This window comes from Psychrobacillus sp. NPDC093200 (assembly GCF_050280345.1).
Lineage (GTDB): Bacteria > Bacillota > Bacilli > Bacillales_A > Planococcaceae > Psychrobacillus > Psychrobacillus faecigallinarum.
Genome location: NZ_JBNNVC010000001.1, coordinates 278,332 through 304,792, shown reverse-complemented (window position 1 = coordinate 304,792; position 26,461 = coordinate 278,332). Strand labels below are relative to the sequence as shown.

The window sequence follows — 26,461 nt, the reverse complement described above, 5'->3', positions numbered from 1 at the left end:
GTGACTATGCTCGTTCTTTATTTTTTCTTTCAATAGCCGCTTCGATAAACTTAGCAAATAATTTTTTGGATGGTTCATCTCCAATAAGAGCAAACTCTTCTGGATGCCATTGAAAACCATAGATAAATGTATGGTTCTCACTCTCCACTGCCTCCACTATGCCGTCAGGTGCTGTAGCAGCTACCTTTAAGCCTTCGCCTACTCTATTTACCCCTTGGTGGTGAAAAGAGTTCACCTTAAATTCTTCCTCCTGAAACATTTGAAAAACTTTACTTTTCTTGTCTAACTTTACAGGATGGGATCTATGAGTTCTTATAGCATTTTGTCTGTGCAGGAATGAATATTCCTCCCTTTGATCATGTATTGATTGATGTAAAGAACCACCCATCACAACGTTTAGCATATGCAGACCCCTACATGTTCCTATATATGGCTTGTCCAATTCTAGAATTTTTTGTACAAGTGCAAATTCCATCTCATCTAATTGTGGAGTTATTCGTTTTAATGCGGGATGTGGTAATTCACCATAATATGCCGGGTCAATATCTTCTCCGCCTGTAATAATTAGCCCATCTATTTGCTGACATAGCTGATTCATATCCTTGTCAGGTATTAATGGTATTAGTAAAGGAACACCTCCCGCTTGTAAAACTGTATCTGAATAAACTGAAGATAAGTAATAACTTTTATCATCTTTAACTTCAGCTGTAATTCCTATTATTGGTTTCATATTAAACTCTCCGCTCTTTATAATTTGACGCCTTATATTAATACCCTAATCTTAGAGTATACAAACTACTCATCCCTTTTTATTTTCACGTTTGTTTTTAAATTCTTTGGGGAATATATTTACTAGACAGCGTTAAAGGAGGACTTACAATGAGTAATAAATACGAAAAAATTGAAAATGAAATTTCTGGACAAACTCAGGATCGTCAACCAGGTTTTGAAAATGAGATGAATCCTAAACCTATTTTTGATGATGAAAATTATAAGGGATCTGAAAAGCTAAAAGGAAAAACTGCTTTAATTACTGGTGGAGATAGCGGTATTGGTAAAGCGGTTGCTATTGCATTTGCAAAAGAAGGAGCAAACGTAGCTATTGCATATTTAGATGAGCATGAGGATGCAAAAGAGACTGTGAAGCTAATTGAAAACTATGGCGTGAAGGCGCTAAGTATTGCTACAGATATCAGTGATGATGAAAACTGCGAGAAATTAGTAGAACAGGTTATTGGAGAATTTGGCCAATTAAATATTTTAGTAAATAATGCAGGGAAACAGTTCCCTACAAAAAATTTCTTAGAGATTACTCCTGATCAACTACAGGAGACATTCTCTACCAACATATACTCTATGTTCTATTTAACACAGGCCGCTCTTCCTCATATGTCTAAAGGAGACACAATTGTAAATACATCTTCCGTCACAGCTTACAGAGGTGCGCCTGAGTTAATCGATTATTCAGCAACCAAGGGAGCAATTACTTCATTTACACGTTCCTTAGCACTAAACTTAGTAGAAAAAGGAATTCGCGTAAATGCAGTTGCACCTGGTCCAATTTGGACTCCACTAATTCCGGCAACTTTTGATGCTGAAACAGTAGAGAAGCATGGTGATAGCAACCCTACTGGCAGACGAGGTCAACCAGCAGAGAATGCACCTGCTTATGTATTCTTAGCTTCCAATGATTCAAGCTATATTACAGGGCAAACAATTCACGTAGATGGTGGAGATTTTGTAGGTTCATAAAACTTCATAAAATATAGAGGAAGGGACTGTGAATACTCACAGTCCCTTTTATGAGCCACTTCCACCTTCTTTAGGGGCGGTTTCCAGCTATTTAGGTGCGCTTTTCTACCTTTTAGGGGCGTCCCCCCTTGTTTAAAACGCTTTACTTCCTTTTATGAAACCTCTTTATTTTTCATTACATTAGACTCCTTGAAACCTTTTTACCATCATAAGTATAAAAGACAGGCTTTTTATCCATGTACGTTTCCATATGAATAGATCGCCCCCAAAGCTGATAAATATACGGAAGCACATGCTCCAAATAATGTGCATCAAGTTCCGTTCCTTCATAATTATGTTTTAGATGTAGTTCTCCATTTCTTGAGTAGTCACCATTTTCCACTACTATATATGGATAACTTCCATTTTCCCGAATAGCTATAATTTCATCTCTAACATTCTCATAATCCTTATCTGTTATTTCATAGTTCCCATTTTTCTTTTCAAAAAGATACAGATCCTCCTGCTTAACCAATTCCTTCGTAAGATAATTTCGTATAAAAGAAATATCAGATTCAATTTCCCTTACCTCAAATATTTTTTCTCTTCCCTGTCCGGCTAGGATACCATGCTTTCTCATTTCTTCTGTTGGGGAATCATACCTTCTCTCTATATCTTCAAAGATTTTAAGTCCTAAATAATAAGGATTAATAGATGTTTTAGAAGGTTGAACCACATTTGCATTTAACTTAGCAAATTCAATTGTTTCATCTGAGGTTAAATCCATTTCTCTTATAATCCGCTGATGCCAAAAAGTTGCCCATCCCTCATTCATAATTTTAGTTTCTAGCTGTGGCCAAAAATAAAGCATTTCTTCTCTCATCATGGTTAAAATATCCCTTTGCCAATCTTCTAATTCTCTACTATATTGCTCTATAAAAAGTAGTAAATCCTTTTCGGGGCGCGGAGGAAACTTTTTTCGGTAAGGAAGAATAAGCTTAGGATTATCCTTCTTATCTATATTCCACAAATCATCATATTCACTCTTTTTAACTTCCTCTGTTTCTTCTTGTTCTAAATCGTAGCTTGGGAGCTTGGGACGCACAATAGATGGATCAATATGTTCTTGAATCGCAAGGACAGCATCTAAAAAGCTTTCTACCTCTTCTTTCCCATGAATCATTTCATAGTGGGCAATTCTCTCAGCAGTAGCAGTCATGCTTTCGACCATGTCCCGTCTTGTATTGGAAAAGCGAACGTTATGTTTGAAAAAGTCACAATGGGCAAGCACATGAGCAATGATTAGCTTATTCTGTATCAAACTATTTGTATCCAACAAAAATGCATAGCAGGGATTAGAATTAATTACTAATTCATAGATTTGGCTTAACCCAAAATCATATTGCATTTTCATTTTATGAAATTGTTTACCAAAGCTCCAATGAGCAAATCGAGTTGGCATCCCGTATGCTCCGAATGTATAAATGATATCTGCGGGACATATTTCGTATCTCATCGGAAATGTATCCAAACCAAAACCAGTTGCAATTTCAGTAATTTCAGCAATTGCATATTGAAGTTTTGTGTCCATCACTTAACTCCCTTTTTAAAAATACTTTTCAATGCTTCGTAGACATCTTTATTGTCTTTAATCACATAGTGACGGAACTTGGAATTTTCTATTGTTTTATAGGTATTCATCAATGATGAGTATCTGCTATGCTCATTTACTTCCCCATAGCCAAAAATTTGTGAAACACTCATCAATTCGTTAACTAGCTTTAGACATTTTTCATTATCACTTGTCATATTCTCACCATCCGAGAAATGAACAGGATATATATTAAATCGTGAAGGAGGGTACTTTTCCTTGATAAGCTCAAGTGCTTTTTTATAAGCAGAGGAACAAATAGTGCCCCCACTTTCTCCTTTTGTAAAAAATGCTTCCTCAGAAACGACCTTTGCCTCCGTATGATGAGCGATAAATTCAATTTCTACTGCTTCGTATTTAGAACGTAAAAATCTCGTCATCCAAAAGAAGAAGCTACGTGCACAATACTTTTCGAATGCTCCCATAGAACCACTTGTATCCATCATAGCAAGAACCACTGCTTTAGATTCATGCTTAACTACTTCATCCCATGTTTTAAATCGTAGATCATCTTGATGTATAGGAGAAATGGAAGCTTCTCCTTTTAATGCATTCCTTTTGATAGCTGTTATAAGCGTTCTTTTTTTGTCAATATTACCCATTAATCCTTTTTTGCGTATATCATTAAACTCGATATGATCTGTGAGAATTTCAGCTTTTTCTTTGTCTTCTAGGCTAGGCAGCTCCATATCACTAAAAAGGGCACTTTCTATTTCTTCCATACTAACTGTCTCATAGTAATCCTGACCTGCTTTGTCACCCGCCTTCTTACCATTGCCGGAAGCATTACCTTCTCCTGGACCTTTCGCTACAACATCACCAACTTTACTGTCACCCTTACCCTGACCCACATGCTTAGAAGTATCATAGTTATATCTAATTTTATATTCGTCCAACGATCTAATCGGAATTTTAATAACGTCTCGTCCATTTGACATGATAATACTCTCGTCACTTATTAAATCTGGTAGATTATTTTTTATTGCTTCCTTCACTTTTTCTGCATGCCGTTGCTGATCCTGATGTCCTTTTCGATGTAGCGACCAGTTTTCCTGTGAAATAACAAATTGATTTTTTTCTTTTTCATCCATCCTTAACACCTACCTATATTTTTTTATCATATGCCGGTGCGACAGAGTTATTGCCAAAGTATAAAAAAAACAAGACCAATGAAACATATTAGTCTTGTGTTTATGATGTTATCGATTAAGAAGACTTCCTACATAGCGTAATAATTCATTTGCTGATATGGAGTTATAGCCATGCTCATCAATTAACCTAGCAACTACTTCATTTATCTTTTTCAAATGAGCTTCATCAGGTGTTTTAGTAGAGGTAGTAATTTTCACTACGTCTTTTAAATCTGCAAACAGCTTCTTTTGAATAGCTTCTCTCAACCGTTCATGAGAGTTATACTCAAAACGTTTGCCTTTCCTCGCATATGCGGAAAGCCTGATTAAGATTTCTTCTCGGAATCCTTTTTTAGCGTTTTCAGAGATACCAATTTGCTCCTCAATAGAACGCATTAATTTTTCATCTGGATTCATTTCTTCTCCAGTTAGAGGATCTCTCATCTTATTTTTATTGCAAAATGCTTCTACGTTGTCTAAATAGTTATTCATCATCGTAATAGCAGACTCTTCATATGAATAAACAAATGCTTTTTGGACCTCATTTTTAGCGATTTCGTCATATTCCTTCCGAGCAATTGCAATATAATTTAAATACTTTTCTCTGTCCTCATCTGAAATAGAGGCGTGCTGATCAAGGCCCTCTTTAAGTGCTCGTAATACATCTAATGCATTAATAGACGGTACCTCTTTACGAATAATGGCAGAGGATATTCTATTAATCACGTATCTTGGGTCAATTCCATGCATACCTTCACTCGAGGATTCCTTCTTCATTTCTTCCACATCTATTTCATTGAAGCCTTCTATATTTTCTCCATCATATAATTTCATTTTCTTTACGATATCTACACCCTGTTTTTTAGGGTCCTCTAGTCTAGTTAGTATAGAGAAAATTGCAGCCGCTCTTAATGCATGAGGTGCAATATGCACATGAGCCATATCGCTTTCATGAATCATTTTTTCGTATATACGTTCTTCTTGGCTAACCTTCAGATTGTACGGAATAGGCATTACTATAATACGAGAATGCAGGGCTTCATTTTTTTTATTGGATATAAAAGATCGATACTCCGTTTCATTCGTATGGGCAACGATAAGTTCGTCAGCGCTAATCAATGCGAATCGACCAGCCTTAAAATTACCTTCTTGCGTTAAAGAAAGTAAATGCCACAAGAACTTCTCATCCAACTTTAGCATTTCTTGAAATTCCATCATTCCTCGATTGGCTTTGTTTAGTTCTCCATCAAATCGATAAGCACGTGGATCTGATTCTGAACCAAATTCTGCTATCGTTGAAAAATCTATACTGCCTGTTAAATCTGCAATGTCCTGTGACTTAGGGTCAGAAGGAGTGAAAGTACCAATACCTACTCTCTTATCTTCTGAAAAGAAAATTCTTTCTACTAAAACATCTTCTACTCTTCCGCCATACTCCTGCTCCAAGCGCATAGAGTTAAGGGGCGATAAGCTTCCTTCTATACGAATACCAAACTCTTCGAAAAAGTCCTCCCGTAGATGTGAAGGAATTAAATGAAGCGGATCCTCATGCATTGGACAGCCTTTAATAGCATAAACTGCTCCTGCATCCGTTCTAGAATACTGCTCAAAACCTCTCTTCAACAAAGTTACAATCGTCGACTTGCCACCACTTACTGGACCCATCAACAGCAAAATTCTCTTTCTAACATCTAATCGCTTCGCTGCTGGATGGAAATACTCTTCTATGAGACGCTCTAATGCTTCATCAAGACCAAACATTTCATTTTCAAAAAAGTGATAACTTTTCTTTCCGTTCTTATTCGAACTCCCAGCACTTTTAATCATACTATATACTCGTGCATGTGCTGTTTGAGCTACCTCTGGTCGTTCTTTTACAATGTCTAAAAATTCACTGAATGTACCTTCCCATTTCAGATCATTTTCTGCTTCCCGGTAATTTCTCACTTTGTTTAAAATGTCCATGTTTCCCTCCATTCAGGGCTTAGTTTATACATTGTATGAAAAGATTATATAAATGATACACGTTTATAAGGGTTCCTTTTGCTTGGAAAATTAATAAGCTAACTCAACCAAGCTACTTTAATAATTCTCGATGATAGTTAAGGATGTCCTCCATCGAATTTTCAAATGGAATACTAGGATTCCATCCTATGTCTAAAAGCGCCTTAGGTTCAACCGCTTGTATTTTTTCTGGAATATTCTCTACAGCATTGACGTCCAATGGCACGTTAGAAAGGGCCATTAAGCAATCAGTAATATCCTTTACAAACCTTGGCGTTCCAGAGGAAATATCATAAACCTCTCCTGACTGTCCATATTGTAATATTTTCTCATACGCAAGAACTGCATCTCTTACATCAATAAAGTCTCTCTGAGCGTATAAATTATTTACTGTAATGTTTCCCGCTCCTTTAAGTATCTCCAGTTCAGCCACCTGCTTTGCCAGTATGGAGCACACTCCATTAGATACTCCTGGTCCTATTAAATTGGAGGGCTTGGCAATAATAATGTTCATATCAAAAAGTGCTTCCCATGATTGGGCTATTAGTACTTGAAGCGATTTGCTTAGGCTATAAGGGTGAGAAAGAGAGGATATATTACTTAAATTAAATTGAAGAGCTGATCCTACTACAATTGCTTTGCAAGGGGGACTATATTGTCGTAGTGCTTCCATTAAAAAAGCAGTAGATAGAGCATTTGCTTCAAGAGAAGCAATTGGGTCTAACCAAGATTCTTGCACATGATTTTGCCCAGCTAGATGCAGTAAATAGTTTGGTTGCACTCTTTGAATCAATTTATTAACTTCATATTTGTTTGTTAAATCACATTGCTCAACCAAAATGTTTTCTTCGTTTACGTAAGTCTTTATGCTTCTTGAAACAGCTATCACATTATAACCATTTCTTTTAAAATGTTGGCAAGCATGACTTCCCGTAAAACCAGTGGCACCTGTTATCATTATTTTCTGTTTCATAGTCACTTAACATTCCGCTCAACTTCAATAAATGGATTACTCATACCTTTCCATCTCCTTTAAAGCGTCTTCTGTTTGAGAGACAAAAGCACGGATTTCTTCTAATCCATCCTCTATCGTATAATGAGGTTGCCAATTTAATATATCAGCAGCCTTTTTGTTACATAGACAGCTGTGCATAATATCTCCTTCTCTTGGGGAGGTGAATACTTTTTTGACACTTACATCAAATTTGTTGGATAAAAGCTTTAGTATTTCATTAATAGAAGTCTTCTGTGAGGTACTAACTTGGAGAATTTGTTGGTCACCGCTATTCATTGCAGCAAGATTAGCTGCTACAACATCCTTTACATAGATAAAGTCTCTCGTCTGTTGACCATCCCCGTGAACATTTAAACTTTCTCCTTTTTTTATACGGTCAAGAAATACAGATACAACCCCTCCTTCTCCCTTCGGTATTTGCCTAGGACCATATACATTCGCGTATCTTAAAATAGTGTATGATTGTCTATAAAGCTCATAATAAAGTCTTATGTAAGACTCCGCAGTGAGCTTGGACAAACCATAATAAGAAGAAGGAATCGTTACATCGGCTTCAGAAATAAGCGCATTGTATGAATTACCATAAACAGCCGAAGTACTAGCAAATATAAACTTTCTTACCTTGGCATTTCTTGCTGCTTCCAATAAATTAATGGTACCAATAATATTGACATCAGCATCATAATTGGGATGCTGTACAGATCTTCCAATATCCGCCTGCGCTGCTAAATGAAATATTGCCTCTGGTTTCACTTGTAGAATAATTCGCCTTGCTTCTTCACTTCGAATATCTACTACATACATATGGGCTTCTGGGTTAACTTGATGTAGCTGACCTGAGACTAAATTGTCTAAAACATGAACTTCTATCCCTCGAGAAATAAGCTCATCAACAAGATGGGATCCAATAAAGCCTGCACCACCTGTTACAATTACTTTCAAAATTTGTCCTCCTTAAGATTTTCCTTATCATATGCCGCAAAATAGTATCGTTCATGGACATATTCCCAAAGAAATCGATGAATGAAGGAAAAGGGTAGCTTGGGTATTCCATTCATCGACAAAAGAGGATTTTGAATTAGATAAATTAGTTAAAATTGGGGCTTCATTAGAATAGAGTTATGGTTACTATGAGAGAGTTTAGAAATTAGACTATCTGTATGTTTACTAGGTATACTATACGATTCTGGTATATTTTTAATTATTTGTTCCCAAATCTGATTATCTACAAAAACTTTGGAGGTTTTATATGATTGAGGGAAAAGTTTATCGTAATAATCACTACTCATGGGTGTCATAACTTTCTCAAACAAAGAGGTAGGAATAATATAATCTTCTCTTATATTCTCCATAATCTTTTTCCAAACTTCCCCTTCTACAAATAGGTGAGGCGTAGAAGGAGGATCATGGAAGAAATTATTGTAGTAGTCGGAACTCATAGTTGATAGCAAGTGAAGAGATTGTTCATTGGGAATTATATAACCACTCGGTATTGAATCTTGAATTTTATTCCAAACCGTTTCAGATACTAAAATATGCTCTTTTGACTGCTGTAATGGGAAAAGACGATCGTATTTTCGACTAGTGGCAAAAACATTTTCTTCTATCTCTACCTTGTCTTCTTTAAGATGATCAATCTTTGAAGGAAAAAATGATTTCCAAACTCTTTGACAAAAATCCCTACCCTTTACTAGCCACGACAATATCCAAAGTTTAATTTGTTGAAACATCTGTGACATTCTCAACACCGTTCTTCCTCATGGATATTGCTTCATTATAAACATTTAATAGATCTTTGATTCCCTGTTCAATGGACCAATGTGTCATTCCCCATTTTTTTGCATTAGATCCTAAATTTTTTCTGAGCTGCTCATCCGATAAAAGCAAGTCAAGATTCTCAGCCAATAGATCAGGATTTGCTGGAGGAATTAATAAACCAGTAACTTTATGTTCTATCATTTCATTTATTCCACCAACATCACTTACAATGGATGCTCTCCCAGCAATTTGGGCTTCAATAAGAGATAAAGGTTGGTTTTCTAATAAGGTTGGCAGAACAAATATATCTGATTTCCCTAAAAGATACGGGACATCATCTCGTTTTCCTAAAAAAACAACATAGTCCTCTAATCCAAATACCTTGCTTTTAACTCTTAACTTAGATTCATCATCTCCAACTCCCGCTATCCAACATACCCAATCCTGACGTTTCTTTTTAAGTTTCCCTAATGCCGTGATGAGATGCTGTACTCCTTTTAAATCTGTTAATCTACCTGTATAAATAATAACTTTTTTATTTTTAGCAGCAGGAACACTAGACTTCACCTTCATTTGCTTAATGAAATTTTCAGTATCAAAACCATAATGAAGTACTTTCACTTGTTCATCTGGTACATTAAATTCGTTTACCAAAATATGCTTTAACCAGTTATTTGCAACAATTGTTACTTCCGGAGAAGTTGCTCCCTCTTCTTCTAAAGCATCATAATAAGTTCTAGCCATGTAGGCATTTGGAGTTTTATGAATGGTAGTCAACTGATGGTGAATTTCATGTGCTACTGAGCCGTGTAGAGTCGCAACCAGCGGAACATGATCTGGACGAATCCGATTTATACAAGCACTAGAAATAACATCCTGCGTGTGAATTATGTCATATTTCTCTAACCCAAAATACGCCACTCCCAATTCAAACACGTACCTTTGGAACTCTGTATATTCAATAAGCTTGTTTTCGTATAATTCCGGAAAATTTTGCTGATTAATCTTAGCCTGTAGCAAAGGTAGCAACTTGTCTCTCGAAACAATCTTATTTTGATTATAAAGACAAATATTTATATTATTTTCGTCGTAGCCAATTATGTCCACCTCATGGCCATTTGACTCTAGCTTATTTTTCAACTGCACCATGTAATTCCACACTCCGCCTAAATGAGGAACAGGCCAGTACGTCGCTAACAGTATTTTCAATGTATACATCCCCCTATTTTAACCACTTATTCTAATTTATTTTTCCACCATGTAAGAGATTGGGCGCATTAAACTTTTTTTAGCATTTATATTTTTATCATCTGCAATATGATAGGACAGCCTGTTAATGGAACATCTTCAGTCAATAACGTTATTTTTCCCTGTGCAATTTCATAATTTGCTTTAGGCTGTAAAATTCCATTTATAAATAAATTCATGTAGGAAACTGTAGAAGGATCAGGTATTTTTTGAACTCCATATTCCAACATTGCATCATTCTCTGAGTAAATCCTTTTACTTCCATCTGACAAGACAAAAAATTCATAAGTATTAACTTCCTTAGGGCTAAAAACCTCTCTTTCTGCTTTGTTGACAGACACAGGAAATAATATCGGACGCGAGTGTCTCTCAATGGATTTTCGTGGTATATATGGCTGGTTATTCATTATATCCCCCATCATACAGATAAATTTATATGCCATATTGTATCCATAAGTAAATCATTATGTGTACACATAAGGTCTTTATTCCTATTTTCAAAAAAGTACATGTCCCTGTTTAACATGAATTCCTTTGGACACATATGTTGTTAAAGAAGTTCAAAGGAGGAAAATACTTGTCATTAAAAATAATTAAACTTGCTATTGGCCCTAAACAAAGTGTTTCAGCTTCACCGATGGTAACGCGGCTTTTTCATGAAGTTCCTGAGATCATAACGGATGTCAGTACCCATAAGATTGATACATCTATGTTTTTAGATGATCGTGGAGAGGTTGCTCAAAATTTACCTTTACTCAATTTAAACAATAGCTACTTTAATGTATATATAAATGGTGTACTACAGATGGATGACAATTTTGCCTATACTGCTGGAGAAGATGGAGTAGGCTCTTTATTAATTTCTCTACCAGAGGATGCTGAAATTCCTAAAGGAACGCCAATTATTATGGAAATCATTAACTTCGCTCCCGAAATTAATACACCAGATTGATATAAAGATAAGAAGGCTCGTGAATTGTTCACGAGCCTTCTTTTATTTTGTCTATTTAAATGAAGCGCTATTAAACATGGACTCGCTCCAGTAAAGAAATAAGTAAAACTTTTTGGAAACCATTTTCTCTATTAAATATTTAAAAAAGGTAGGAATCAGCCCCTGTTCTCTTTTCATTTGCTGCATCTAATACAAATAGGAATGAAAAGTATGGTTATTATGCTTTCTGCTCATTCTTAAACCTTTAAAAATATAAGGAGGTGAAATTATGGAACTATCGAAGCTAAAAGGGGGCTACGATGCAGTTTTCAGTTTAGGAGATTTATGCTTAGCATCTATTCAGTTAAAAAAACATAATCTGAGACCCTTCTCTGGTGTCCTTGATTGGATGGCGAGTCCTACTTTATCAACAGTAAATGAACTTTTAGAAAATCGATTCATTGGATTCATGGATTACGATAACTTACGTGTTATAGGCTATGCTGACTCTAATATTTGTGTGTCAGATGATGCCTACAACCTAGTTTCTAACCATGATTTTAGTAGAGAAAAAAATACCCTAGAATTTTTAGGATCATATCTAGAAGTGATGGAGAAATACGAAAGAAGAATCCAAAGGTTTCTTCATCAAATGCAGACAGCTAAACGTATACTTTTCGTTAGAACAGAAGGAACTTTAGAGGATGCAGCATCACTTCAAAATACTTTATCTGAAATGGTCAAACACGATTTTAATGTATTACTAATTAATCATACTCCAGTCAAATGGATGGTCGAAAAACACTGTCCTTTAGAAAAAGTCTGCATGATGGAATTTCCAAATGAAGATATTTGGGAAGGGAATGGAGAACTGTGGAAAGAGGTATTAAGTGATATTTATTTAACAAAAAGTAAATGACATATCAAAACAAAATAAATTTAATTCAGGAGGAAATGCAGTGTTTACAAATTCAACGATACTGATAACCGGGGGGACAGGCTCATGGGGTATTGAGTTAACTGATCAGCTACTACCTTTTAACCCGAAGAAGATTATTATTCTCTCAAGAAATGAGGATAAGCAAGTTACCTTACGTAGAAGCCTCGATGATTCAAGAATACATTTTTTCCTTGGTGATATAAGAGACAGAGAGGCATTAAATCACGCTTGCCAGCAAGTTGACTATATTTTTCACTTAGCTGCCTTAAAGCATGTTACTGTATGTGAGGAAAACCCTTTAGAAGCTTTTAAAACAAATGTATTAGGTACTTACAATGTTATCGAGGCGTCTATTGCTAACAAGGTGAAAAAAGTGATTTATGTATCGACCGATAAAGCAGCTGATCCAGCTAATACTTACGGAATGACTAAAGCACTTGGTGAAAAATTAATTATTCATGCTAATAACACTTCATCAACTACTAGATTCATGTGCCTTAGAGGTGGAAATGTATTAGGAAGCAACGGGAGCGTAGTTCCTTTATTTATAAAGCAATTACAAGAAGATAACCAGATTCTTATCACAGACAAAGCTATGACAAGGTACTTCGTTACACCCCAATATGCCATTAAAACTCTACTACAGGCAGCTGAGTTAGGTAATGGGGGAGAGATTTTTGTCATGAAAATGGGTGCATGTAAAATCCTCGACCTAGCAGAGGTGCTTATTGAGTATTACCAAAAGAAAGATGTAAGTCTAATAGAAATAGGTGCTAGAAGAGGAGAGAAAATTCACGAAGCTCTAATAGCTGAAAATGAGAGACCATTAGCGAGCATCTTTAACAATAACTTAATCCTTATATCTAATACAGGTTCTAATAATGACCAAGCCATACCTGACGTGCTACTAGATACTAATAACATAATCATGACTAAGGAAGAAATAAAACAAATGCTTATAGAAGGCAATTTCTTATCATAAGCAAATAAAAATACCTACTACAAAATTAGATTATAACTAAAATCCAACTTTATCTGATCAACTCAAGAGACAAGATCAAATAAGAGTTGGCTTTTAGTTATTAATATCCACTAAATTTTATTATTTCAATTTACATAAAAACAAAAACTATAAAGAATAGATTTTTAGATGATATTGCTTAGTTATTTCTTTCTTCTTTTAAATAACGAGTACGAGATAAATGCAAGCACACCTAAAATAACTAACACCGGCAAATTACCAAGTAGTATGACAAGAATATTGGAACCTATGGATAAAAGAAAATTAATACTTGTAACAAATTGCTTCTTTATCTTCTCCCATGTATTTAAGTCATCATTTTCAATGCTTGGAACAACTATTTTATTTTCATACAAGGTCATTTCAATCGTTGATAACGAAGTTTGATTTTCTAGAAACTTCATTTTCCCTACTATTATTTCTATTTCTTCCTGTACCTTCGCTAAATCATCTGAAATTTTAAGTAAATCCTCGGTTTTTTCTGCCTTTTCCATAAACACTAGTAAACGGGCTTCCACTGCTCTTTTTGATTTTAGTCTTGATTCTAAATCAACATATTGCTCAGTTACATCCTCTCCAGTAACATTATGCTCTAGTACCTTGGTTACTTCGGATTCTGCTTCTACTAAAAAGGTTTCAAAATGCTCCTCTGGAACTCGGACAACCATTTTACCATAACTGTTAGACTCACTCTCTTGATATACGGTTGATTCTACAATGTATCCATTATATTTTTTTACTTTTTGCGTGATTTTTTCTTGGGCAACCGAAAGCTCTTTAACATTTGCACTTATGGCTGCATTATGAATAATCATTCTTTGTGTTTTTGTTTCATTGGAACTCTCTGTCTCTTTGCTTTGATCTGTTAAGCTCTCTTCTTTTGCTTCTTCACTTATATTCGCTACTTCATTGGAATAATCGGCTGAATCTGTTTCAAGCATATCACTTTTAGCAGATTCTTCGTTTGCACTACAACCTACCAATAAAAAGACGAATAGGAAGCTAACATGTCTAATCCACTTTACCATTTCCAAATATCCCCTTTCTTTGTATAAATAGACGGATATAGTTTCGTTTAGTTACAGCCATTTGTTTTAGTACACTAACAGGATATTTTATTAGCAGATGAGAAATTTTTACTTTTATAGTAAAAACACTTAATTTATTTAAATATTTCGATAGAATAAAGAAGAGAATTTTTTTGCTGTGATAAAGCAGTTGAAAACATCAGCGCTGAAATTACACTACTCTTAGCTAAAGAATTATTTTATATAAATTACACAATGACGTGAGGACTGTGAAAAATGATTCATTTAAATGGATATTGCCTAACATTAGAACAAATGAGAGCTATTTTATATAATAATGAAAAAATAGCTTTAAACACGGAAGCTGTCAACCGCGTACTTAATAGTAGAAAAGTTGTAGAAGATATTGTTAGTAGTAAGCAAACTGTCTATGGAATTAATACAGGATTTGGAAAATTTAGTGATGTGAGTATAAATGAAGAAGATGTTCATGCACTCCAGCTACACCTTATCCGATCACATGCCTGTGGAATCGGTGCTCCTTTTGATGAGTTGGTTTCTAGAGCAATGGTTGTACTTCGCTTGAATGCGTTATTGAAGGGGTTTTCAGGCATTCGTTTAGAGGTTTTGGAAAGACTAGCATATATGGCTAATCATAGCATTCATCCCGTAATTCCATCTCAAGGCTCACTTGGAGCATCAGGAGATTTAGCTCCATTATCTCATCTAGCTCTTGTTCTAGTCGGTGAAGGACTAGTTTGGGAGAATAACAAACATATCTCTTCAGCAGAGATATGGAAAAGACATGGCTTAGATCCAATAGTTCTAGAGGCAAAGGAAGGTCTAGCTCTCATAAATGGAACCCAAGCGATGACTGCGCAAGGCGTGATTAACTGGTTAGAGTCTGAAACACTCGCTTACCAAAGTGAGTGGATTGCTGCTATTACTATGGAGGCTTTGCATGGAATAACAGATGCCTTTCATCCCGCAATCCATGAAGCAAGAGGTTATATAGAACAAGTAGAAGTGGCTAAGCGAATGCTCCAATGGTTGGAGGGAAGCAAACTCGTCACTAAGCAAGGGGAGGAACGAGTGCAGGATGCTTATTCGTTAAGATGTATCCCCCAAATCCACGGAGCTACATGGCAGGTTCTTTCCTATGTGAAGGAAAAGTTAGAGATTGAAATGAATGCGGCTACAGATAATCCGTTAATTGTTGAAGACGGACGTTCTGTTATTTCAGGAGGAAATTTTCATGGGCAACCCATCGCGTTTGCTATGGACTTTTTAAAAGTGGGTATGGCAGAGCTTGCAAATGTTTCGGAGCGTCGTATTGAACGATTAGTAAATCCACAGTTAAACAATGGACTTCCTCCCTTTTTAAGTCCTGAGCCTGGCCTACAATCTGGAGTCATGATTATACAATATGCAGCCGCAAGTCTTGTTTCAGAAAACAAAACACTTGCCCACCCTGCTTCTGTCGATTCCATTCCATCTTCAGCAAACCAAGAGGATCATGTAAGCATGGGAACAATAGGTGCAAGGCACGCTTTTCAAATTATCCAAAATACTCGTCATGTTATTGCTATCGAGGCTATTTGTGCTATTCAAGGTACTGAATATCGCGGGAAGGATCTTATGTCTCCAAGACTTCTGAAGAAGTGGCAAGAAATCCGTTCCTTCATCCCATCTATAAAAGAAGATCGCGTCTTTAGTAATGATATAAAACTTATGCAAGCATATTTAAAAGAAGAAACTATAAAAAGCAAAGTGCTTAATAATAGTTAAAATAATTTCTTATATAGAATTGTGAAAAGGCATCCTCTACAGTGTTATAGTCGCTAGTAGAAAAGCCTTTTCACTTTTTTCAATCCTCTTGAACCATATTCGATTTATGGAATAACTCGCCCACCCTTAGACAGGGACCATGCATTCATCCTTCTCTTCTTTAAACGTTTCCTAGCCATTCACATATAATAAGATGAATAACATTTTAGGAGAGTGGTTCTTTGACACTTTGGATTGATGTGTCTGTTAGTAAGCGTCAGCTAAAGCTTTATGATGCAAGCAAATTACTTAAAACATACCCCATTGCAGTTGGAAAAATTTTAACTCCTACCCCTACAGGCAATTATATAATTATTAATAAAGAAATTGACCCTGGAGGTCCTTATGGAGAGTTGTGGATGGGTCTCTCAAAGCCCCATTATGGCATTCATGGAACTAACGACCCTAGCTCCATTGGTAAAGAGGTTTCGTTAGGTTGTATAAGGATGTACAACGATGATGTTATAGAACTTTCTTCTATGGTCCCCATTCAAACAAATGTATACATTCATAAATGAAAATTTCTATGTAACTCGCTATATGTTACTAATTACAGACGAAGTGTAAGTCTTATATTAATAAAATTATATCTTCCAATTCACTATGCTAATTAAGTTCCCCTGCACAAATGATCCTACACTTTCCACTTCGTCCAATTTCTAAATATATTTTGTGAGTTTCTTCCCTACTTTTGACTTTCAACCCTTTTACCCTATTCCAGTTCGTTTTAGCGATTCATATTAGCATATGACTTCTTGTTCCTCTATGATTGTCTACATATCTTTGTTAAATTAACTTTTTCAGTTGTAATGCTTCCTAAATTTTTTGGATAAACCATAGATCACAACACTGTATGTATTTTTTACCTATTACTCCTTTTTAAGTTTACCTCTTGAAAAGAGAGGTAAGTAAATAAGAAAACTCATTTTAGGGATGACGTTTGTTAATTAAGAAAAAATTTCGGAGGTAATATATATGTTTGCTAAAAATAAACGCGCAAAAATCGGCGCTTTTTCATTGATTTCATTAGGCCTGCTTGGTGCGTGTGACAATGATTCAACCAATAAAAACGATGAAGGTCCTGAAGATATCAACGTAGAGGAACAAAATATGGAACAAGAAGTGGATAAATAAAAGGTAGAGAAAACAGACGAAGAGATAATGGATATGGATAGAGAATATTTTTTTAAAAAAATTCAATTAATTGGTTTAAGTTTATTCTTTATGGGTATTTAATAAAAGGAAATATTTTGTTTATCCACAGGATTAAATGAATAAAAAGAACAAAAAGTTATTGAATATACTTGAAAAATATTTAAAACATATAATATGTTTCATTTTTTTCAATTAGAAGTAAAAAAAATGTTTTTACATTAAAATGTTTCGACAAAATCCGCCTTTTTTTCTTACTGTGGATAAAATTACACACAGAACTCACACTAGAAGAGTAAGCATTTGAAATTATTATAAACAGTTTATACACAACTTATCCATACATTACTGTGGATAAAAAGAACGATTGTTCTATCTGAGATTATTTGGTAAAGTATCTATTATAATAATTATTTAATAAGAAAAACTTTTCTCATATATTACTATTTAACTAACAGGAGGAAAAAACATGAGTAAAATGTCAGATGATTTATTATTAGAATCATATTTTACTGCTAAGGAACTAGAACTTTGCCCCGACTTTTTAGCTCTATTAGAAAGCGAAATTCAACGTCGCTCACTCAAGGTTGATTTATAGTTTTTATCTAAAAGTGAAACTTTCTTTCCATTCCTTCGTATATAGTATAAGGTAATACAGTAGACCCATACTATATCAGCTATTACTATTCAACGGAGGTTAATACATTGAAAAAATTGCTCGTCGCTTTACTTACCATCACACTTGTCTTTTCATCTGTCGGTAGCTTCGTCTTCCAAGATGATATTACTGCTGAAGCAAAAAAGTATAAATCCGGAAAAAAAGGATTTAACTCAAATAACAACTCTAATAACACTAATTCAAATATTCAAAAGGATAAAAAAGATGATACAACAGCAACAAACAAAACTACTAACAACACTACTCCTAAAGGAGGATTTTCTGCTGGGGGACTAATGAAGGGTCTTTTTGTTGGTGGTTTAGCTGGATTACTTTTTGGTAGTCTATTTGCTAATATGGGTATCCTAGGATCTGTATTAGGCTTCTTAATAAATGCAGTGGCAATCATTGTTATTATTGTGCTTGCACTTAAAATCTTCAACATGTTTAAAGACAAGAAGAAAAAAGAGGATCCACACACATGGAGAAACTAGTTATACCAGAACAAAATATTATTAATGCTATTTGCGTCCATTTTGGTCGTAAATTTAATACTACTCCTGAAGAGGTTGAAGTAGAACTAATCTTTGATGATGAGGTTGGTTTTTCCGCAGAAGCTTATATAAATAATCAGCAACATAACTTAAGCACATTAGACATTATCGAATCTCTTCGCCAAACAATGAGAGAATTTTTAAATTTAGATCCTATTACTACAGGAATCGAGCTTGTTTTTGATGAAGAAGAGGGAATTATCGCTATAGTAAGCTAAGAAAAAACCGAAGAATCTTTCTTCGGTTTTTTTCTTGGCTTATTTTTCCTAATACTTATGTTTTTCATTGCACATTAAAAACCGATGGCTAAAATAGCCATCGGCCGTAAAGTTTAATTATTTTTGTGATCCGTTCATTTGTCCTTGAGCTTGAGCTACTAAACGCTTAGTAATTTCTCCGCCAACGGAACCGTTAGCACGCGCTGTAGATTCTCCTCCAAGTTGCACACCGAATTCTTGAGCGATTTCATATTTCATTTGATCAAGAGCTTGTTTAACACCTGGTACAAGTAGTTTATTGTTGTTGTTTGACATTTTTCTCACCTCCTTGTGAGATTAGATTGTGCCATTTGACTTTATTTATACCAACGAAAACAAGAGGAAATTATTGTTATTTTATAAACCACCGAAACAGAAATTTTTTCTTTTTTAAAGAACAGCTTTAATCAAGCATTATTTATTTATCTTTGGTTAAGCTTTTTATAGAAGTGATTCAATTTAATAATTCCTGTTTTTATGAAAAAGTACGAATTATCAAGATAAGAACAATGATATACAGATGCTTTTTTAAGAATATAATAATTGATTTCCACTCTAGACGGAGGCTTTCCGTGGGGTGATCGATAAGCCATCACCGTGCATACACTCCTGTTGTGATGGCTTTCCTGCTCACTCATCCCTCCGGAGTCGCCACCTGACGCTACTATCAACAAGTATGAAATGTACGTATTTAACTGGTAAAGTGCTATTTATGAAATTAAAGTAATTAAATTATTCAATCTGATTTAAGAATGTTTTTTATTTAAAGGCACTAATTCGCAAGCTACCTATCTGTTTCTAAACTATTCTTAATTCACTCTTAGTACCCTTTAGATTCTTACACCATGAATTTCCTGCTCGGCCCATAAATCCCCCACTATCAGGTAGAAGTTAAAGAAAACAACAGTTTTTAAAGGTTTTTGTAGCTAATATAACAAAGCATTACGTTTTTAACTTTCCCCTACTATAAGAAGTATATGAGGTGTAAAAGCATATTTTGCATTCTTATTTAGTAATAATGCACGCTTTGTCGCCCTATTTCATAACTTGTAGGGAAACGTTAAAAGGAGTGGGTATTAACATGATTAAAGTACAACCAATAGAAATAGAGGGCAATACTTTTATAGCTGTCTCAGTTGAACTTCCTAAAACTAACTTACTTACCGTGTCCAATGACAAAGGTTATATTATGTGTGGGGCACTAGACATAGGATTGCTCAATGAAAAATTGAAGGATCGTCAAATTATTGCAGGTCGCGCAGTTGGAGTTAAAACAATTGACCAGCTTTTAAACGCTCCATTAGAATCAGTTACATTAGAAGCAATAGAAATGGGAATCACTACTGGAATGGTAGGAAAGGATGCATTATTAAGAATGGTCTAGAAAGGAGAATGACTCCGAGTAATTAGTAGGACCGGCAAAATGAATCACTTTTTCTTTCAAATAAAAATTGAACAGAATTTATCACTTCCATATCCTAAGGAAGTCGACGCCTTTTATAAATTTCATTCATTTTTTGGTGTATCGCAATAGAAAAAGTGTCAGCAAGGAAATTCCTTACTGACACTCTTTTAAATTTTGCCGAATTATTTTGTTAATAAGTTATCAATTTCTTCTTTCTTATCTGCGTTTTCTTTTGCTGGCTCCTCTACATCAGCAGGTTTTTCCACTGACGGCTGTGAAGTCGGTGCATCTACGTTAATATACAGTTTACCTGCTGCTTTTTGACGTGTTTCATTCGCAAAGCCATCAACTGTAATAACCTCAATTACCGCTCCATTAGCTACAGTATCAGCTGGTACTGTCCAATAACCTACATAATGTCCATTTCCAGTTTCCATCATTGGAAGCTCTGTAGCATTTTGTACATTACCCACATTTGTAAGTGGCATATGAATAACAAATGTAGATTTTAATCCTGGTTCACTGTCAAATTCAATTTTAACACTACGTCCAGTTTTAAGGTTTAAATCAGTCGCTGGTTTCAGATTAGAAATTTCTGGAGCTATGGAGTCAGCAGTAACTTTAATTGTTTTTGTTTCTATGTTTCCTGCTCTGTCCTTCGCTTCTACAGTGATTTCATTTAATCCTTCCTCTAAAAGGACACGTTTAGAGAACTTACCATTAGTTACTGTTGCAGCCTGTCCATTTACATGAACATACTCTAAGTTAGCATCTGCAATTGTACCTTCAACAGTAACACTCTCACGATTTGTTTTCTCGCCATCAACTGGTTTAGTAATAGTTAGTTCAGGCTTTTGAGTATCTAAAATAACAGTTACAGGAGCAGACTCCCCAGTTTCACGATCATCCAAATTAGAGACAACTGTAAATTCATTTTCACCTTCTGTTAATACTGCATCAATAGCAAACTTACCATCAGTTCCAACTTCTGTAGATTCTACTACTTCACCATTTTGCTTCAACTCGATTGTTGTAGTTGGTGATGCAGATCCCTCTATTGTAATCTCTTCTTCATTAGTCACTAAACCTTCTTGAGGAGAAGTGATAACTGGGCCAACTACCTCGTAGCTTACACGAGCTCGGATCATGTAGTTACCCTCTGCGGTAGGTGAAGGCGACCATGCACCTGAAACTCCTTGATAGCTTCTGCCAGCATTTGTACCATTTTCATCCGTTCCTAAGCCTGGAGAATTTGGGTTTGCAGTCGTTTGACGATAAACCATATAGAAATCTCCAGTTACTACGATGTTGTGTTCTGTTAGGTCAACAACAGTCCATTCACCATTTCGAAGTGCTGTCGCGTCTACAGGACCAGCTAGCATTTTACCTGGTGTACCATCAGCTCCACTTGCATCCCAAACTTCCACTGCAAATGCAGTTCCACCCGGTACAGGCCATTCAGTAGTCCAGAATTTAAACACACCATCTGTTACAATACCACTTTCTTTTCCTTCAGGAAGTGACATTTTTACAGCCCATGCATTTCCAGCTGCATTAAATGCTCTAGCATTTTCTGCTGTTCCGTCATCATAACCAATTTCCCCACCTGGGTAAGTGTAGAAAGGCTCTAATGCGATATCTTTCGTAATCGGCTCACCGTCAATACTTACAGGAAGTTCTTGACCATGATATCCACGAGCAATAACTTTAAGTGTGTAGTCTCCTACATAAGCAGTGATAGAGTAGTTACCATTCTCATCCGTTACTACAGGAGTAATATTAGCATCCTCTACAAGCAATATAGTTGCTCCAGCGATACCTTCGCCTGTAGCAGAATCTGTAATAGTACCACTAACAGTATTTTGCTCTACTTCGTCTAAAGTGAAGTTAGCTGTTGCAGTTCCATCTGCTTCAATCACAACTGATTTTTGCTCAGATGTGAAGCCGTAAGCTTCAGCTTTCGCTGTAAATGTTCCAGCTCCATGAGTCATTGAGTATGAACCATTTGCCGGATCCGTATAAACAGAGCGACCCGATTCAAGAACACTTACTTGAGCACCAAGAGGTAGCAATGTTGGTACAGCTACATCTTCGACTATTGGTGGAGCATCTTTTACTTCAGGTAGGACTGGTTTGATCTTTTTAGGATCTACTGGTTCTTTTTTAACATCAATATCTTTTTGACTTTCTCCTTTATTTCCTGCATTTCCTGCATTACCTTTGTTTCCAGCATTGCCTTTTGATACTTTACCTGTTTGAGATACATCAGTTAAAGCGACATCATCAATGTACCAACCGTCTCTTTGTACACTTCCATCTGAAAATGCATTAAATCCGATATAGATACGTTGACCAGCATATGCAGATAAATCAACTTCCGCATCTTCCCAAGCAGTGGAAATTCCCGTAACCATTAATAATTGTTCCCAGTTTACTTGGTCAGTAGAAACAAATACATGGCCATAATCCCAAGCTCTTCCAGAAGATGCTTGTTCAAAGTTATGCCAATGCTTGAACTGAAGATAAGAGTTTCCTTCAGGTAAATCGATTGGCGGTGCTACAAGCGTGGCATTCATACTGTTTGCATAAAGACCATCTAGATTAGTAGCATATACTTTTTCACCAGATGCAGCATTTCCAGGGCCAGATGTTGGTACTCCCCATTCCCAGCTATCTTGGTTTCCAAAAGAATACCATCCAGTTGGTTGTGATTCAAAATTTTCTGAGTAACCAACAGTAATCCCTGGTTTTACTTGTACAGTATATTCATCACTAGTTACTTCGTTATTTCCAAAATCAGTTACAGTCCAAGTATATTTGAAGGCAGTACCTGTGATTAAATCTCCAGGAATCACTACTGAGTATACTCCAGACTTATAGTCTCCAGATGTGCGACCAGCTTCAATTTCTTGCCATGCACCATTAGCATCTTGGTAATTTAAAACTACAGAAGAAACACTAATATTATCTGTAACATTAGCAGTTAATGTTAAACTCATTCCTTCATAAGTTTCAGTAGGAGCAGAATGTTCAAGTACTGGCGCTTCGTTGTCATCGCCTTCTTGAGTTACTTGTCCTTTTAAAGTTCCGAGACCTGTAAGGATCGAGGAAACAGCTGCTTCAGCATCAACTAATCCATAGCCATAGCCATGGTTTGGAACTGCCGTATATTGGGTATCAGTTAATGGAATAGCTGTATTTAATAAAATTTCTTCCATTTCATCTACAGTCAGGTTTGCATTAACTTGTTTAAGCAATGCAGCTACACCAGATACCGCTGGTCCTGACATAGATGTTCCATTCCAACCACCTTCATAGCCACCACCTGGAATGGATGAACGAATGTTCACACCAGGTGCAGAGATATCAGGTTTAATCTCTGCGTATGGAGATGGACCACGAAGAGAGAAATTTGCAACTTTATTATTAATGTCGATTGCTCCAGTAGCAAAAGACTCAGGATAGTTAGCAGGTGCTGCTACAGAGCCTGCTCCTCCTGGATTTGTAAGAGTAGTATTACCCGCAGAAAACTCAGGGAAAATTTCTGCAGCACGCCAGTTATTTACAACGTCTCGGTACCACTCGTCAAGTCCTGGTCCGCCACCCCAAGAGTTATTTACCACATCCGGAGCTAAATCTACACGTGTATTTCCATTAGCATCAGTTGGGGCTAAAATCCATTGTGCTGCTTCTAAAAGGTCCGCGTCAGACCCACCAGATGAGGTAAACGCTTTAACAGCAATGTACTTAGCACCTGGGGCAACCCCAATTTGGTTTAAGCCATTTGGTTCGCTACCTACCATTGTTCCAGTTACATGCGTACCATGTTCTAGGTCATCATACGGTGTAGCACGAGCTGCTGAGGTTGCATCAAACCAGTTAAAGTCATGGGACACTTGTCCAGTTGCTTTGTTATAGCCACGGTACTTTTCTTTTAGAGCTGGATGATCCCATTGAACTCCAGTATCAATACTAGCAACAACAGTACCTGCGCCATCAATACCCATTTCCCAAACCTCTGGAGCCTTGACCCGTTCAATACTCCACTCTACATTTGCAATTTCTGCCTTAGGCATTACCGCATTTTCTGTTTTAGTGGTAAATAACTGTCGGGTTTCATTTGGAAGTATTTTCTCTACCTCAGGAAAAGTAGCTATTTTTTCGGCAATTTCTTTCGTTGTCGTTACGGACATACCATTAACGATGTAATAGGATTCTAAGTCACTAGCGTTTCCTTTTTCAACTTCCTTCTCAAGAAAATCCATCACAGTTTCTTGAGATTCCATAGAAGTGGACTTTAACTCTGAAACAACCGCTGACCGCTGAACAAGCTTCGTATTATGAGCGGATAGGTTTTTACCTTCGGCATTTTCCCTAGCTTCCGCTGCCACTCCTGCCGTATCAGCCTTTTCTTTAAATTTAATCAAAAAGGTTACTTTTTCATCCTGTTTAAAGCTTTCTAGCAATCTACTACTCAGTTTGTCCTGAACAGATATATTACTTGGACTCGACTCTCTCATAGATTGGTGCAGTTTGCTATTAGCCTCTGCACTAGCCACGTTTGGAGCGATCAGTGAAAATGTCATAAGTATAGATGCTGCGATACTAACGGCTTTAGTACGTTTAGTTCGACTATTTTTTCTACTACTCAACTTCCATTCCTCCTCTGATTTTTACTTCATGTCTTTCCCTGCCCGAACAAGTGTCTATACTTTTCTAAAAACACAAAAACACCCTTTCCCCCCTTCCTAATTAATTTAGGCAGAATTCCATGGTGTCTACGAAAGCTCTTGATGTAATTAAAACTATAAAGCAGTAAATATAAATATATTGTCGAAATTTGACACGAATTAGTACATTTTTTCTAATTTGATTGATTAAGACTAATTTCAACTTAATTTACTTAGGTATAAAGAACTTTTTTATTTCTTTGAATTTTCAATGCAGGCTGTACTAATCCTTTGATATGTAAGAATTACCCTTTTATTGAAAATTTACATAAAATCTCTATTAACTAAAAAATAATTAAATACTACTATACTATTCTAAATATTTAAAATATTTTAAGCGGTAATTTCACTTAAAGGAAAAAAGAACTACTTAACTGTTCAAAGGAAACCCTTTTAGAACATAGCTTTACAGTTTCATAAAAAAGTACAACGATTATTAAGCACTATTTATTAAGAAGTTCTAAATACCTGTAATTCTTAAAATGTTTTATTATAGCTACCATTTCAACAGGATTCTCCATTCCATAATTTTAAGAAGAGGTTCTATCTTTCAGAAAATCTGACAAATAATATTTCTCTTAGAAAAATCAAAAAGCGTTAAATACAAGGAATCTCCCTTGAATCTAACGCACTTCTAATATTATTCTACCTTTCAAACGGATTTACTAACGGCCACATACGTACCTTCTTCTTTTTAGAGAAATGTAAAATAGGTTTATCGGACTCGACTGGAATACCTTGAGATGAAAGCATTGTGTTTAAGCTAATATTTGCTTCTGCTTTCTGAAGTAACCAGGGCTGATGCAGAATATCACAGCGACGTAATTCTCCCCTCTTATTGACTGTATATAAGCAATAGCGTTCAGCCATCCATTTTTCAAATGAACTCGCTGGAGCATTATAAGGATCTGAAATTGGTCTGTAGCTACAATTTAATGCCGCTCCACTTTTGTCTAATCTGTTACTTTTATACTTAATAAAAGGATGATTGTAATCCACTTTCATCTCTGAAGTTACATAAGGTAGATGGTATAACGTCCTTGCCCCTCCTACCACAAGAATATTGCTAGCATCCATACTTAAGAAGTAAACACCAGGTTTTTCATCAATAGTTACATAAGTTCTCACATTAATTTCAGGAAAGTTCGCCAGTCCTGGTAAAGGTGGAACACCTCTCACTCTACTCCCGGTAATACGAAAAGCTACAATACCCACCCAACCTGTTCCATTATAAGTATCTAATGTTAATTCATCAGGTATTAAGCTTTGGAGGACTTTTAAATCTACTGGATAATGAGCAAACAAAAGATTATTCCAAGTTTGTGTTATTATCCAAGGTATATCGGGCATAGGCCAAAGACGATGACTTTCATCCCATTGAGCTGATTTATCGCTCAAGAAATTTCCCATGTCTTCTATCC

At 35.8% G+C, this 26,461-nt stretch carries 24 protein-coding genes; 11 read left to right on the top strand and 13 right to left on the bottom strand.

The window, feature by feature from the left end; translation table 11 throughout:
• Positions 1-4: 4 nt before the first annotated feature.
• Complete coding sequence (locus ACQKNZ_RS01495; RefSeq protein WP_427657641.1) at positions 5-730, bottom strand: gamma-glutamyl-gamma-aminobutyrate hydrolase family protein; 726 nt, start codon at positions 728-730, stop codon at positions 5-7.
• A 149-nt stretch (positions 731-879) separates the two neighbouring features.
• On the opposite strand from ACQKNZ_RS01495, the gene ACQKNZ_RS01490 reads away from it, so the two are divergent.
• Positions 880-1,752, top strand: a complete 873-nt coding sequence (locus ACQKNZ_RS01490; protein ID WP_144538520.1) for an SDR family oxidoreductase — start codon at positions 880-882, stop codon at positions 1,750-1,752.
• A gap of 175 nt (positions 1,753-1,927) precedes the next feature.
• Here ACQKNZ_RS01490 and ACQKNZ_RS01485 read toward each other — a convergent pair whose 3' ends face one another.
• The 8 genes from ACQKNZ_RS01485 to ACQKNZ_RS01450 form a co-directional block, all read right to left on the bottom strand.
• Entirely contained in the window at positions 1,928-3,322 is a 1,395-nt protein-coding gene (locus ACQKNZ_RS01485) for a SpoVR family protein (RefSeq protein WP_144538519.1), read from the bottom strand.
• Positions 3,322-4,473, bottom strand: coding sequence for a sporulation protein YhbH (gene yhbH / locus ACQKNZ_RS01480; protein ID WP_154311727.1), 1,152 nt, complete (start codon positions 4,471-4,473; stop codon positions 3,322-3,324). The genes ACQKNZ_RS01485 and yhbH overlap by 1 nt, the downstream gene beginning before the upstream one ends.
• A 108-nt stretch (positions 4,474-4,581) precedes the next feature.
• Entirely contained in the window at positions 4,582-6,477 is a 1,896-nt protein-coding gene (locus ACQKNZ_RS01475; RefSeq protein ID WP_340862444.1) for a PrkA family serine protein kinase, read from the bottom strand.
• 112 nt (positions 6,478-6,589) lie between these two features.
• The gene (locus ACQKNZ_RS01470) at positions 6,590-7,489 is read right to left on the bottom strand and encodes an NAD-dependent epimerase/dehydratase family protein (protein WP_427657638.1); all 900 of its coding nucleotides are present in this window, start codon (positions 7,487-7,489) and stop codon (positions 6,590-6,592) included.
• Positions 7,490-7,525: 36 nt separating this feature from the next.
• Positions 7,526-8,473, bottom strand: coding sequence for an NAD-dependent epimerase/dehydratase family protein (locus ACQKNZ_RS01465; RefSeq protein WP_154311732.1), 948 nt, complete (start codon positions 8,471-8,473; stop codon positions 7,526-7,528).
• Positions 8,474-8,622: 149 nt separating this feature from the next.
• A complete protein-coding gene (locus ACQKNZ_RS01460) occupies positions 8,623-9,270 on the bottom strand; it encodes a hypothetical protein (RefSeq protein ID WP_340862443.1) in 648 nt (215 codons plus the stop codon).
• Positions 9,245-10,498 (bottom strand): glycosyltransferase family 4 protein, encoded by a 1,254-nt coding sequence (locus tag ACQKNZ_RS01455; protein WP_340862442.1) that lies wholly within the window; start codon positions 10,496-10,498, stop codon positions 9,245-9,247. The genes ACQKNZ_RS01460 and ACQKNZ_RS01455 overlap by 26 nt, the downstream gene beginning before the upstream one ends.
• A gap of 86 nt (positions 10,499-10,584) precedes the next feature.
• Entirely contained in the window at positions 10,585-10,944 is a 360-nt protein-coding gene (locus tag ACQKNZ_RS01450) for a DUF4183 domain-containing protein (RefSeq protein WP_154311738.1), read from the bottom strand.
• Between the two features lie 170 nt (positions 10,945-11,114).
• Between ACQKNZ_RS01450 and ACQKNZ_RS01445 the strand changes: the two genes are divergently transcribed.
• The 3 genes from ACQKNZ_RS01445 to ACQKNZ_RS01435 all read left to right on the top strand — a co-directional run bounded on the left by ACQKNZ_RS01445 (position 11,115) and on the right by ACQKNZ_RS01435 (position 13,390).
• A complete protein-coding gene (locus ACQKNZ_RS01445) occupies positions 11,115-11,489 on the top strand; it encodes a DUF4183 domain-containing protein (protein ID WP_229653964.1) in 375 nt (124 codons plus the stop codon).
• 268 nt (positions 11,490-11,757) lie between these two features.
• On the top strand, positions 11,758-12,387 hold the full coding sequence (locus ACQKNZ_RS01440) for a DUF1796 family putative cysteine peptidase (protein ID WP_144538510.1): 630 nt from the start codon (positions 11,758-11,760) through the stop codon (positions 12,385-12,387).
• A gap of 40 nt (positions 12,388-12,427) precedes the next feature.
• A complete protein-coding gene (locus ACQKNZ_RS01435; protein ID WP_340862441.1) occupies positions 12,428-13,390 on the top strand; it encodes a polysaccharide biosynthesis protein in 963 nt (320 codons plus the stop codon).
• A gap of 182 nt (positions 13,391-13,572) precedes the next feature.
• Here ACQKNZ_RS01435 and ACQKNZ_RS01430 read toward each other — a convergent pair whose 3' ends face one another.
• On the bottom strand, positions 13,573-14,457 hold the full coding sequence (locus ACQKNZ_RS01430; RefSeq protein WP_340862440.1) for a DUF4349 domain-containing protein: 885 nt from the start codon (positions 14,455-14,457) through the stop codon (positions 13,573-13,575).
• A gap of 276 nt (positions 14,458-14,733) precedes the next feature.
• On the opposite strand from ACQKNZ_RS01430, the gene hutH reads away from it, so the two are divergent.
• From hutH to ACQKNZ_RS01400, 6 genes are all read left to right on the top strand, one after another.
• A complete protein-coding gene (gene hutH, locus ACQKNZ_RS01425; RefSeq protein WP_340862439.1) occupies positions 14,734-16,245 on the top strand; it encodes a histidine ammonia-lyase in 1,512 nt (503 codons plus the stop codon).
• Between the two features lie 221 nt (positions 16,246-16,466).
• Entirely contained in the window at positions 16,467-16,802 is a 336-nt protein-coding gene (locus ACQKNZ_RS01420) for a L,D-transpeptidase (protein ID WP_340862438.1), read from the top strand.
• Positions 16,803-17,259: 457 nt separating this feature from the next.
• Positions 17,260-17,418 (top strand): hypothetical protein, encoded by a 159-nt coding sequence (locus ACQKNZ_RS01415; protein ID WP_154311746.1) that lies wholly within the window; start codon positions 17,260-17,262, stop codon positions 17,416-17,418.
• A 487-nt stretch (positions 17,419-17,905) separates the two neighbouring features.
• Positions 17,906-18,034 (top strand): sporulation histidine kinase inhibitor Sda, encoded by a 129-nt coding sequence (locus tag ACQKNZ_RS01410; protein WP_144538505.1) that lies wholly within the window; start codon positions 17,906-17,908, stop codon positions 18,032-18,034.
• Positions 18,035-18,141: 107 nt separating this feature from the next.
• Positions 18,142-18,588: a hypothetical protein gene (locus ACQKNZ_RS01405; protein ID WP_144538504.1), complete on the top strand. Its 447-nt coding sequence runs from the start codon at positions 18,142-18,144 to the stop codon at positions 18,586-18,588.
• On the top strand, positions 18,576-18,866 hold the full coding sequence (locus ACQKNZ_RS01400) for a DUF2653 family protein (protein ID WP_144538503.1): 291 nt from the start codon (positions 18,576-18,578) through the stop codon (positions 18,864-18,866). The genes ACQKNZ_RS01405 and ACQKNZ_RS01400 overlap by 13 nt, the downstream gene beginning before the upstream one ends.
• A 117-nt stretch (positions 18,867-18,983) precedes the next feature.
• Here ACQKNZ_RS01400 and ACQKNZ_RS01395 read toward each other — a convergent pair whose 3' ends face one another.
• Complete coding sequence (locus tag ACQKNZ_RS01395) at positions 18,984-19,181, bottom strand: alpha/beta-type small acid-soluble spore protein (RefSeq protein WP_144538502.1); 198 nt, start codon at positions 19,179-19,181, stop codon at positions 18,984-18,986.
• A gap of 805 nt (positions 19,182-19,986) precedes the next feature.
• On the opposite strand from ACQKNZ_RS01395, the gene ACQKNZ_RS01390 reads away from it, so the two are divergent.
• Complete coding sequence (locus ACQKNZ_RS01390) at positions 19,987-20,289, top strand: YunC family protein (RefSeq protein ID WP_144538501.1); 303 nt, start codon at positions 19,987-19,989, stop codon at positions 20,287-20,289.
• A 203-nt stretch (positions 20,290-20,492) separates the two neighbouring features.
• Here the strand turns inward: ACQKNZ_RS01390 and ACQKNZ_RS01385 are convergent, their stop codons facing one another.
• Together ACQKNZ_RS01385 and ACQKNZ_RS01380 are read right to left on the bottom strand one after the other, a co-directional pair.
• Positions 20,493-24,896 carry a S8 family serine peptidase gene (locus tag ACQKNZ_RS01385; protein ID WP_427658886.1) on the bottom strand — a complete coding sequence of 1,468 codons (4,404 nt, stop codon included), beginning with the start codon at positions 24,894-24,896 and terminating at the stop codon, positions 20,493-20,495.
• Between the two features lie 789 nt (positions 24,897-25,685).
• The gene (locus ACQKNZ_RS01380; RefSeq protein WP_427657632.1) at positions 25,686-26,450 is read right to left on the bottom strand and encodes a YqjF family protein; all 765 of its coding nucleotides are present in this window, start codon (positions 26,448-26,450) and stop codon (positions 25,686-25,688) included.
• Between the last annotated feature and the right edge of the window lie 11 nt (positions 26,451-26,461).

Excerpts from the sequence above, each read along its gene's own strand:
- hutH (WP_340862439.1), top strand. The coding sequence starts at position 14,734 with ATGATTCATTTAAATGGATATTGCCTAACATTAGAACAAATGAGAGCT.
- ACQKNZ_RS01385 (WP_427658886.1), bottom strand. The coding sequence starts at position 24,896 with ATGACATTTTCACTGATCGCTCCAAACGTGGCTAGTGCAGAGGCTAAT.
- yhbH (WP_154311727.1), bottom strand. The coding sequence starts at position 4,473 with ATGGATGAAAAAGAAAAAAATCAATTTGTTATTTCACAGGAAAACTGG.
- ACQKNZ_RS01400 (WP_144538503.1), top strand. The coding sequence starts at position 18,576 with ATGGAGAAACTAGTTATACCAGAACAAAATATTATTAATGCTATTTGC.
- ACQKNZ_RS01490 (WP_144538520.1), top strand. The coding sequence starts at position 880 with ATGAGTAATAAATACGAAAAAATTGAAAATGAAATTTCTGGACAAACT.
- ACQKNZ_RS01440 (WP_144538510.1), top strand. The coding sequence starts at position 11,758 with ATGGAACTATCGAAGCTAAAAGGGGGCTACGATGCAGTTTTCAGTTTA.
- ACQKNZ_RS01410 (WP_144538505.1), top strand. The coding sequence starts at position 17,906 with ATGAGTAAAATGTCAGATGATTTATTATTAGAATCATATTTTACTGCT.
- ACQKNZ_RS01485 (WP_144538519.1), bottom strand. The coding sequence starts at position 3,322 with ATGGACACAAAACTTCAATATGCAATTGCTGAAATTACTGAAATTGCA.
- ACQKNZ_RS01470 (WP_427657638.1), bottom strand. The coding sequence starts at position 7,489 with ATGAAACAGAAAATAATGATAACAGGTGCCACTGGTTTTACGGGAAGT.
- ACQKNZ_RS01450 (WP_154311738.1), bottom strand. The coding sequence starts at position 10,944 with ATGAATAACCAGCCATATATACCACGAAAATCCATTGAGAGACACTCG.
- ACQKNZ_RS01415 (WP_154311746.1), top strand. The coding sequence starts at position 17,260 with ATGTTTGCTAAAAATAAACGCGCAAAAATCGGCGCTTTTTCATTGATT.
- ACQKNZ_RS01460 (WP_340862443.1), bottom strand. The coding sequence starts at position 9,270 with ATGTCACAGATGTTTCAACAAATTAAACTTTGGATATTGTCGTGGCTA.
- ACQKNZ_RS01495 (WP_427657641.1), bottom strand. The coding sequence starts at position 730 with ATGAAACCAATAATAGGAATTACAGCTGAAGTTAAAGATGATAAAAGT.
- ACQKNZ_RS01395 (WP_144538502.1), bottom strand. The coding sequence starts at position 19,181 with ATGTCAAACAACAACAATAAACTACTTGTACCAGGTGTTAAACAAGCT.
- ACQKNZ_RS01430 (WP_340862440.1), bottom strand. The coding sequence starts at position 14,457 with ATGGTAAAGTGGATTAGACATGTTAGCTTCCTATTCGTCTTTTTATTG.
- ACQKNZ_RS01475 (WP_340862444.1), bottom strand. The coding sequence starts at position 6,477 with ATGGACATTTTAAACAAAGTGAGAAATTACCGGGAAGCAGAAAATGAT.
- ACQKNZ_RS01390 (WP_144538501.1), top strand. The coding sequence starts at position 19,987 with ATGATTAAAGTACAACCAATAGAAATAGAGGGCAATACTTTTATAGCT.
- ACQKNZ_RS01380 (WP_427657632.1), bottom strand. The coding sequence starts at position 26,450 with ATGGGAAATTTCTTGAGCGATAAATCAGCTCAATGGGATGAAAGTCAT.